This window comes from Xenorhabdus lircayensis (assembly GCF_016306625.1).
Classification (GTDB): Bacteria; Pseudomonadota; Gammaproteobacteria; order Enterobacterales; family Enterobacteriaceae; genus Xenorhabdus; species Xenorhabdus lircayensis.
Genome location: NZ_JACOII010000020.1, coordinates 210310 through 220412 on the forward strand (window position 1 = coordinate 210310; position 10103 = coordinate 220412).

A 10103-nucleotide genomic window follows, 5' to 3' on the forward strand; every position below is an offset into this window, starting at 1 on the left:
TAACAGCTTTCATGAATAGCAGCTTTAATAGTAGATAGGGAGATCTCTACATGTATCCATCTAAATGGTATATCGGACTGGATATCCAAGATCATTACATCCGTGCTCTCGCGGCCATCAAACGCCGCGATGGCTGGCAACTTCGACATTGCTGGCAATATCGCTTATCAAACGAGATTATCTCAGGAGGACGACTGCAACATCCTGAAAAATTACTTCACATTTTAATGCAATGGCGACACATTTTACCTAAAAATATTAGCTTAAGATTAGCACTCCCTGTTCAGCAAACCTTACAGCGACAGATAACCTTACCCAGCCATACAACATTGCAGGAGCCCGAACTTGGCTGGTTTGTGCATGCCAGTGCCGAGAAACAATTTCCCGTCAGTGATCTTGCATTGGACTATCGCGTTCATGGTCAGCAGGTTTGCATCAGTGCTACCCGCCAAAAAGATCTCAATCTCTGGCTGAAGTTATTCGCGGATATCAATTTATTCCCTGATGCCATTGATATTTCTCCCTGTGCGTTACGTTATGTTGCCAAACTCGCAGGAGTTCCTGATGACAGTTGGTTGGTTCACAAACGCGTGATGGACTGGCTATGGGTTGCGCCCGCCAATCGCCCTTTCGGCTATGGGCTGATAGCATCACAATCAATAGAGTCACAATCTTATCCCCATCTGGCCCAAGTCATCAATCAGTTACCCATCACGCCAGAAACAGAAAATTATGCAATTTATTACAGTGATGAAGAGCAAACAACATCAGTAAAAACAACATCAGTGCCTACAGAATTGGCTAATGTCTGGCAGGTCTTGGCGGCATTCCGCCATTATCAGCCCCCGTTACCAGAAAAACTGAATGCATTCATTATTGCCGCAGGTCTGGCACTCAGGCCGGATGACCGATGATGTACCAAGTCAATTTTTTACCTTGGCGGCAAAAAAGATTAAAGCGCAAATGTCAGAAATGGGCATTGCTACTCTGTTTGCAAACCACATTGTGGGCAGCCGTATTGGTGTTCATCTCTACGCAGCAAACGAGCAAAATTGAGCAATATCGCGGGCAATTAACGCAAGTTGGGCGCCAATTTGCTCAATTACAACAATCTATCAGAGAAACTGATCAAGCAGTGCAGCAGCAGCACCAATTGACACAACAATTACGGAAAAAACGGATATTCATGGAACAGAATCAACGGTATTTACAGTTATTTCGTCAACTTCCCCATTTATTACCGGAAAAAAGCTGGCTCACTGCATTTAGCGACGACAGCGGGCAGTTAGTTTTTACTGCCCACAGTCAAAACTACGCTGATGTCTCCGATTTGCTGGATAACCTGACGGACGATACCTCGCTTATCAATGTACAACTGAAAAAAATGACTACGACGGAGGATTATCTCAAGGTCTTTACCATTGATGCAGATTGGTTGATGGGAGAATCCAGTGAGAAATAATTACCTTGAATGGTTTCACCGGCCTGCGTGGCAGAGGCTTCTCTGCCAACAATTAATCGTCATTCCACTGATGTTGGGGTTCTATTTTTTTGTCTGGCAAGATAATCAGCGTGAAATTCATGCCCTCCAAAACAATATTACGGAACAGCAACACAATACAACGCGATCCCAACAACGAATTACTGAACTGCCATCCCTGCCTGATATCCAACAGCAGATTCAGCAGATAACGCTAGAACTTGGCCAAGGAAACGATAATTCATCAAAGAATATTTCACCCAAAAACGCCACCGTGCTCAAACGCCTGCATTTGCCGCTAACTCATTCTGGCAGTCAGCTTATGGAGTGGAAAAGTCATAGAGAAAACAATCAAGTTTTCTGGCATATCATGCTGTCGCTAAATTATGAGCAATTTCTCCATTTCCTGCATGAAATTCAGCAATTGCAACCACCGTTACTGATTAAACATCTCACGATTACTCCCGTCGATGACAGTCTGACTGTTCGCATGGTTTTATCAGATATCGTTTTTTCAGATATGACCCTACCAAATACGGTACACCCTGAGCCTGTCCATGGGGAGAAGTCATGAACAGACATTTTTTTATCCTGCTAATCGGCCTGATACTGCCAATATTCGGTTTTGCCGCAGCAAATGTTGCTGTAGACAGTCGTACAGAGGAAGAATCAACTTTCGAAATGCCAGTAAGAAACCCGTTCCTGCCCCCCACAAGCCCAATGGAGGAAGAAACTGACTTTTCCTCGACAGAGCGAGATGAACAAGAACAGGAGATAGAATATCAGGCGATTACCCTGCAATACGCCGATGCTGACCAAATAGCCGAACAGTTGCAGAAAAATCTCCCAGCTCTGCTGACAAAATGGGGAAAAGTTGAACACGATCCCTTAACCAACAGCCTGATATTGGAAGATAAGTTTGATGCCATTACCCGTATCAAAAGCTGGCTGAAAGAAGTCGATACCCCACAGCAACAAGTGCAGATTACTGCCCATATTGTTACCAGCAGCAGGGAAGCACTGCATGAATTGGGCATTCATTGGGGTATAACTGCTAACCCACAAAATCAAGCAATAGGACTGAACCGTTTGAATCTGCATCAACCTGCGGGCAACCAACGCCATCGATTGGTATTAAATACCGCCCGTATCCATGCTAACTTGCTAGAAATGGAACTCAGCGCACTGGAACAGGAAAATCAGCTCGATATCATTGCCAGCCCACGGCTGACAGCCTCACACCAGCAACCCGCCAGTATCAAGCAAGGTTCTGATATTCCTTATCTCGTTCAGGATAAAGACAAAACGACAATTCAGTTTAAAGAAGCGGTATTAGGCATGGAAGTGACACCACATATTTTGAGAAAAGGAAAAATCCGGCTTGCACTGAAAATCAGCCAGAATTCTCCCGGTTTTCCCATCAGTCAGGGTGGAAATGAAAATCTGGCCATTGATAAACAGGAAATCATCACTCAGGTTACGATTAGAAATGGGGAAACTCTGATTCTGGGAGGGATCTTTCAACAGAAAAAAAGCGCAAGCCTGCAAAAAGTCCCTTACTTGTCAGATCTTCCCCTGCTGGGTACATTATTTAACCAAAAAGGAGAACAGCACAGCCGAAGGGAACTCGTAATTTTTATTACACCTCAATTGACTGATATTTAATCAAATAAAAAATATCACCTAAAAATCAATATGTTAATTAAAGTAATTGTGCTTTTTTTATCAGATCACCCACCATTTTTTTTGGTCTGACCTGTTTATGGATTTGACGCTGAGAGTAATTTAGCATACAAGGATTAACTAATTGAGTGAGCAGGTCTAACATCACAAGTAAGAGTCTATATACAGTAGGCTCTCAATCAGCCAGCAAGAGCATGAGCCAGATGACTGAGCTCGTGCCAGATTTATATAGTTGCAATACAGGTTGATGTGCTGAGATAATTTTCCTATCTGATCTCACATTCTCACTCATGAGGTTTCAGTTTAGGTCCCGCTGCTAATCTGATTGGCGGGGCGGGTTATCATTAACAAATAGTCTTAGTAATACCAAAAACATGGCAGAGAAACGCAATATCTTTCTGGTTGGGCCTATGGGTGCCGGCAAAAGCACTATTGGTCGTCAGTTAGCTCAGCAACTCAATATGGAGTTTTATGACTCTGATCAAGAAATTGAGCGACGTACCGGAGCTGACGTGGGCTGGGTATTTGATGTGGAAGGCGAAGAAGGCTTCCGCGACCGCGAAGAAAAAATAATTAACGAACTGACTGAAAAACAAGGCATCGTATTGGCTACCGGAGGGGGTTCCGTTAAATCAAAAGAAACCCGCAATCGCCTGTCTGCCCGTGGTGTGGTCGTCTATTTAGAAACAACCATCGAAAAACAGTTAGCTCGTACCCAGCGCGATAAAAAACGCCCTTTACTTCAGGTTGATGCACCAGCACGTGAAGTTTTAGAAAATTTGGCTGATGAGCGCAATCCTCTTTACGAGGAAATTGCTGACGTGACTATTCGTACGGATGAGCAAAGCGCCAAAGTCGTCGCTAACCAAATCATTGAATTACTGGAAAAAAACTGATTATAGCGGATCCGTACTGCGGTAAACGATAAGGCGAAAGCTGATATGGAACAAGTGACTGTTACGTTAGGTGAAAGAAGTTATCCAATTACCATAGCCGAAGGGCTATTTTCTACCAATGCGGCATTCAAGCCCTTGCAAGCCGGCCAACAGGTCATGATTGTGACCAATGAAACGCTTGCTCCCCTGTATCTTGAACAGGTGAAATCCACATTGGAGGGAATGGATCTTCGAGTAAATGAGGTTATCTTGCCTGACGGTGAACAGTACAAATCACTTTTTGTGCTCAATGACATATTTTCCGCCCTACTGGAAAATAATCATGGCCGTGACACAACACTTATCGCTCTCGGTGGTGGTGTAATCGGTGATATGACGGGGTTTGCCGCAGCCAGTTATCAACGCGGCACTCGTTTCATCCAGATACCCACCACATTACTTTCTCAGGTTGACTCTTCCGTCGGTGGAAAAACAGGAGTCAACCATCCCCTCGGCAAAAACATGATAGGCGCTTTCTACCAGCCGGCTTCTGTTGTTGTCGATCTCAATTGTCTGCAAACCTTGCCCGCTCAAGAGTTGTACTCAGGCTTGGCTGAAGTCATTAAATACGGCATCGTTCTGGACGGTGAGTTCTTTTACTGGCTTGAAGGCAATATTGAAAAATTACTGGCTCTTGACAGTCAAGCAATGGCCTATTGCATTCGTCGCTGCTGTGAACTCAAGGCGTTGGTTGTGGCTACCGATGAGCAAGAACGCAGTGGTATGCGAGCGCTGTTGAACCTCGGTCATACCTTTGGACATGCGATTGAGGCTGAGATGGGTTATGGGGTCTGGCTTCATGGTCAGGCAGTTGCTGCCGGTATGGTGATGGCAGCAAGAGCATCTGAGCTTGTCGGCACATTCTCAAAACAGGATACCCAGCGTATTATTCGCTTGCTGGAACGGGCAGAATTGCCTGTCAACGGCCCAGCGGAAATGTCCCCGGATGCCTATTTACCTCATATGATGCGCGACAAAAAAGTTTCTGCTGGAAAACTGCATCTGGTACTGCCTACAGCCATTGGGGAAACAAAACTTCGTTCTGATATTGGGCAGGAAGTGATATTGGACGCCATTCGCCTATGTCAACCATCCACCAGCTAAATGCACGATTATCTGAATTCTGAATGATGAATCATTCTCTAGCTGTTATGCTATAAAATAGTTACATTATCAGATGGAACATTATCGGTTTTAGTTAGGTCAGACTGACAAACCCCTTAAATAACCATTAACAGTATTATCTCTGTTGGGAGGGCATATGGACGAATTAAAATCAGAAAACAAGCAAAAAACAGAAAGCGAATTTAAGCCTGATACCTCCGATCGCCGCCCTCAGCGATCCAAAAAGCAATCCAATCAGCCTAAACTAGCGGTATCTCGTCAGCAAATGATGATCGGTGTTGGCATTCTGGTACTTTTGCTCCTGATTATTGCTATCAGTTCTGCATTAAAATCGCCAACTGAGCATGAGAAGCAGCAACCTTCAAATACAACCGAAAAAAGTATCGACCTTTCTGATTCTTCTTCATCGTTCTCCGGCACTCAAGCTCACAGGCAGGAAAATCCGTCTGTACCTGCAACCAGTGACACACATGAAATCGGCTTGCCACCAATTAGTAGTACCCCAAGCAAAGATCTTCCTCCCGAAACTGGAACTGGTGGCTACAACCAGCGCATAGAATTGCCCGGCGATATTTCTGATGCCTTGAATCAACAGCAAAGCAACATCAATAACTCGGTGCAAAAAAACCTGACACCATCGCAGCAGGTCAAGCCAACAAAACCGACGGTTACTCCGCCTATTGAACAGAAAAAAACGGAGCAAGCTGTATCACAGAAAATAGAAAACAAGGGAAGAGAAGAAAGTCAGTCCAAGGCAGTGGCTAAACATGTCACAGGCAATTATCAGTCCAATAACAATCATCAGGCCAACAAAAAGAACGTAGCTGATGCAGGTGGTGATTTGCTGGAAGCCCCTGCTAACCGATTCACACTCCAATTAAGCAGTGCGAGCCGCTCCGATACCTTGATTGCTTTCGCGAAAAAACATAACCTTACCAACTACAATGTTTATGAAACTAAACGTGATAGTAAAACATGGTTTATCTTGATCCACGGTAACTACAGTTCGGTTTCTGATGCTAAAAGCGCCATTTCCTCACTCCCTGTAGAAGTTCAGGCCAAAAAACCATGGGTCAGAAAACTACAACAGGTTCAGCAAGATCTGAAAAAATAAAACTATTTTGATTAGGCGCTGATATGCTGTCCTAAACAGAGTACAATCTGCGGCTCTGAAATTATTGAATAACTAATTTGACGGCATGAAAAAAAAACGCGCTTTTTTAAAATGGGCCGGTGGAAAATACCCCTTGGTGGATGATATTAGACATCATCTGCCAGAGGGCGATTGCTTGATTGAGCCATTTGTTGGCGCAGGCTCGGTATTCCTGAATACCGATTATGATTCTTACATTTTGTCAGACATCAATAGTGATCTGGTCAACCTGTACGACACCGTACAATCTCGTGCGGAAGAATTTATTAATCATGCCCGTCCATTATTTTCATCGGAGTTCAACACTTCCGAAAACTTTTATCGTCTGAGAGAAGAGTTCAACAAAAGCAAAGATCCCTTTCGCCGCAGTATGTTGTTTCTCTACCTCAACCGCCACTGTTATAACGGCCTTTGCCGCTATAATTCACGAGGCGAGTTTAACGTTCCTTTTGGGCGCTATAAAAAACCTTATTTTCCTGAAGATGAGCTTTATTGGTTTGCAGAAAAGTCCCGAAAGGCGACTTTCATCTGCCAGCATTACGAAGTCGCACTGAATAACGCACCAAAAGGCTCGGTGGTTTATTGTGATCCTCCGTATGCCCCGCTTTCGGCCACGGCTAATTTTACAGCCTACCATACAAATAGCTTTAACCTTCTCGATCAGGAAAAACTGGCGCAGATAGCCTATTATCTCTCGTCTCAACAAGGCATTCCGGTGCTCATATCCAATCATGACACACCGATGACGCGGGAATGGTATCATCAGGCTTCCCTTTACATTGTGAAAGCCCGCCGGACAATAAGCAGAAATATTCTTGGCCGAAGTAAAGTTGATGAACTTTTGGCGTTATACTGCCGGAAGTGATTGAGGTTTCCTGTCCCAGAAATAACGGGGATAAAACAATGAATTGGAGAAGATAATAATGAAGAAAGATTTTCTGATTGCCCCATCCATTCTATCCGCAGATTTTGCTCGATTAGGCGAAGATACCGCTAAAGTCTTGGCAGCAGGCGCTGATGTTGTGCATTTTGACGTCATGGATAACCATTACGTCCCAAACCTGACTATTGGCCCAATGGTCTGTCAAGCGCTACGCGATTATGGTATCACCGCTCCGATTGATGTTCACCTGATGGTAAAACCTGTTGATCGCATTATCCCTGATTTTGCCAAGGCCGGTGCAACCTATATCACTTTCCATCCCGAAGCGAGTGAGCATGTCGATCGCACTCTGCAACTCATCAAGGAACATGGCTGTAAGGCAGGTTTAGTCTTCAATCCCGCAACACCTCTCAGCTACCTTGATTATGTTTTGGATAAACTGGATGTCATTCTGCTGATGTCCGTTAACCCCGGTTTCGGCGGCCAATCTTTCATTCCAGAAACACTGAACAAACTGCGTCAGGTACGCAAAATCATCAATGACAGCGGATACGATATCCGACTCGAAGTCGATGGTGGCATTAAACCCAATAATATTGCCAAGGCAGCTCAGGCCGGCGCTGATATGTTCGTTGCTGGCTCTGCTATTTTCAGCCAGCCGGATTATAAAGCGGCTGTTGATGAGATGCGCCGCGAATTATCAAAGGTAGCATAAGCATAATGACAAATAACGTCGTGAAAGGGATTCGTGCTATTGCGTTTGATCTGGATGGCACACTGGTGGACAGTGCCGGCGGTCTGGCTGATGCCTTGGATCAGACTCTGATTGCCAAAGGCTTACCCGCTGCGGGCAAAGAACGAGTGGCTATCTGGATAGGCAACGGCGCTGATGTCATGGTTGAACGTGCATTAAAATGGGCTGGTGCAGAACCTTCTCCTGAATTGCACCGCGAAACTCGCAAACTGTTTGATGCATTTTATGAGGCTAGCATAACCACGGGCAGCCAACTGTTTCCTCACGTAAAAGAGACTCTGGCTGCATTGGCAAAACACAACTTTCCAATGGCAATTGTCACTAATAAACCAACACCTTTTATTGCCCCATTACTGGAATCGTTGGGTATCAGTGAATACTTTTCATTGGTGCTGGGCGGTGATGATGTTAAAGAGAAAAAGCCGCATCCCGCTCCGCTGTATCTAACAATGGGCATGTTTGGCCTACATAAAGAAGAATTGCTTTTTGTTGGAGACTCCCGTAATGATATTTTGGCAGCACAAACTGCCGGTTGCCCTTGTGTTGGCTTAACCTATGGATATAACTACGGAGAATCGATAGCATTAAACCACCCAGATTATATATTGGATAATTTTTCCGATTTACTCCCAACTATTGGACTATCCACGTTGAAACTTCAGGAAGCATAATAAAATGAATGACCCCACTGTAATGAAACCAAACTCCCAAAAACCTATTGTATTCAGCGGTGCACAACCCTCCGGTGAATTGACCATCGGTAACTATATGGGGGCGTTACGTCAGTGGGTTAAAATGCAGGATGAATATGAGTGTATCTACTGCATCGTTAACCAGCATGCCATTACCGTGCGCCAAGATCCCAATGAACTGAAAAAACGCACACTGGATACGCTGGCGCTTTACCTTGCCTGTGGTATTGATCCAAAGAAAAGCACCATCTTCGTTCAATCACATGTTCCACAACATTCTCAGTTGAGCTGGGTGCTGAACTGCTACGCCTATTTCGGTGAACTCAGCCGCATGACTCAGTTCAAGGATAAATCTGCCCGTCACGCAGAAAACATCAATGCCGGTCTGTTTGATTACCCTGTTCTGATGGCTGCTGATATTTTGATTTATCAGGCCAATCAGATCCCTGTGGGCGTTGATCAGAAGCAGCATCTTGAGTTGACCCGTGATTTAGCACTGCGTTTTAACGCCCTTTACGGTGATATTTTCACTGTTCCAGAGCCATTCATTCCAAAAGGTGGCGCTCGTGTGATGGCATTGCAAGATCCGAGCAAGAAAATGTCGAAGTCGGATGATAACCGCAATAATGTGATTGCTCTGCTGGAAGATCCGAAATCCGTCGCCAAGAAAATCAAACGAGCAGTTACCGATTCTGAAGAGCCACCTCGCGTACGTTATGATCTGGAAAACAAGCCAGGCGTTTCCAATTTGCTGGATATCCTTGCGGGCGTAACCGGTAAAACTATTCCTGAATTAGAAACTGAGTTTGAAGGCAAAATGTACGGCCATTTGAAAGGGGCGGTTGCCGATGCAGTATGTGAAATGCTGACAGGTTTACAGGAGCGTTTCCATCATTTCCGTAATGATGAAGCATTACTTAACCAAATCATGGCAGAAGGGGCAGCCAAGGCTCAGGCTCGCGCTCAAGCAACCTTAGATAAGGTCTATGAAGCGGTAGGGTTTATCGCTCATCCATAACAGTGTGATATGAATGCCAAAGGATATTAATTCATTCTTTGGCATTATTTTTTGTAGATGATTTCTTGTAACTTTGCATTACCATTTTTATTTCTTAATAAATTTCATAATCTTATCATAATGAATTAAACTCAAATTAGACGTAGAGGGAAACTCTGTATCATCATGGCCGATACCATGGACTTTTCTGGGATATCTCCACCTTCCACTCGCATCAGCCTTTCCAAAAAGATGTTCTTTATCTTTCTCAAATCTAAACGCCGCAGAAGGCCTCAAGTCTCTAGATATTCTATTTTTATCAATTCCCTTTAAATATTATTCAGACACTGCTGGCCCCGTATTATTACAAGTAACCCGATATATGGACACCGACTTAATTC

At 44.4% G+C, this 10103-nt stretch carries 11 protein-coding genes; all 11 read left to right on the forward strand.

What is annotated here, in order from left to right; genetic code table 11:
* Positions 1-50 precede the first annotated feature (50 nt).
* The gene (gene pilM / locus H8A87_RS03480) at positions 51-914 is read left to right on the forward strand and encodes a type IV pilus biogenesis protein PilM (protein WP_198688603.1); all 864 of its coding nucleotides are present in this window, start codon (positions 51-53) and stop codon (positions 912-914) included.
* Positions 911-1462, forward strand: a complete 552-nt coding sequence (locus H8A87_RS03485) for a PilN domain-containing protein (RefSeq protein WP_198688604.1) — start codon at positions 911-913, stop codon at positions 1460-1462. Before pilM ends, H8A87_RS03485 begins: the two co-directional genes overlap by 4 nt.
* A complete protein-coding gene (locus H8A87_RS03490; RefSeq protein ID WP_198688605.1) occupies positions 1452-2054 on the forward strand; it encodes a hypothetical protein in 603 nt (200 codons plus the stop codon). The genes H8A87_RS03485 and H8A87_RS03490 overlap by 11 nt, the downstream gene beginning before the upstream one ends.
* On the forward strand, positions 2051-3145 hold the full coding sequence (gene pilQ, locus H8A87_RS03495) for a type IV pilus secretin PilQ (protein ID WP_198688606.1): 1095 nt from the start codon (positions 2051-2053) through the stop codon (positions 3143-3145). Before H8A87_RS03490 ends, pilQ begins: the two co-directional genes overlap by 4 nt.
* A gap of 392 nt (positions 3146-3537) precedes the next feature.
* A complete protein-coding gene (gene aroK / locus H8A87_RS03500) occupies positions 3538-4059 on the forward strand; it encodes a shikimate kinase AroK (RefSeq protein WP_038237472.1) in 522 nt (173 codons plus the stop codon).
* A gap of 45 nt (positions 4060-4104) precedes the next feature.
* Positions 4105-5202, forward strand: a complete 1098-nt coding sequence (aroB, locus tag H8A87_RS03505; RefSeq protein ID WP_198688607.1) for a 3-dehydroquinate synthase — start codon at positions 4105-4107, stop codon at positions 5200-5202.
* Between the two features lie 157 nt (positions 5203-5359).
* On the forward strand, positions 5360-6337 hold the full coding sequence (locus H8A87_RS03510) for an SPOR domain-containing protein (RefSeq protein WP_198688608.1): 978 nt from the start codon (positions 5360-5362) through the stop codon (positions 6335-6337).
* An 85-nt stretch (positions 6338-6422) separates the two neighbouring features.
* Positions 6423-7241, forward strand: coding sequence for an adenine-specific DNA-methyltransferase (dam, locus tag H8A87_RS03515; protein ID WP_198688609.1), 819 nt, complete (start codon positions 6423-6425; stop codon positions 7239-7241).
* 58 nt (positions 7242-7299) lie between these two features.
* Positions 7300-7974: a ribulose-phosphate 3-epimerase gene (rpe, locus tag H8A87_RS03520; protein WP_198688610.1), complete on the forward strand. Its 675-nt coding sequence runs from the start codon at positions 7300-7302 to the stop codon at positions 7972-7974.
* Positions 7975-7979: 5 nt separating this feature from the next.
* Positions 7980-8684, forward strand: coding sequence for a phosphoglycolate phosphatase (locus tag H8A87_RS03525; protein ID WP_198688611.1), 705 nt, complete (start codon positions 7980-7982; stop codon positions 8682-8684).
* Between the two features lie 4 nt (positions 8685-8688).
* Positions 8689-9723: a tryptophan--tRNA ligase gene (trpS, locus tag H8A87_RS03530; RefSeq protein ID WP_198688612.1), complete on the forward strand. Its 1035-nt coding sequence runs from the start codon at positions 8689-8691 to the stop codon at positions 9721-9723.
* Positions 9724-10103 lie beyond the last annotated feature (380 nt).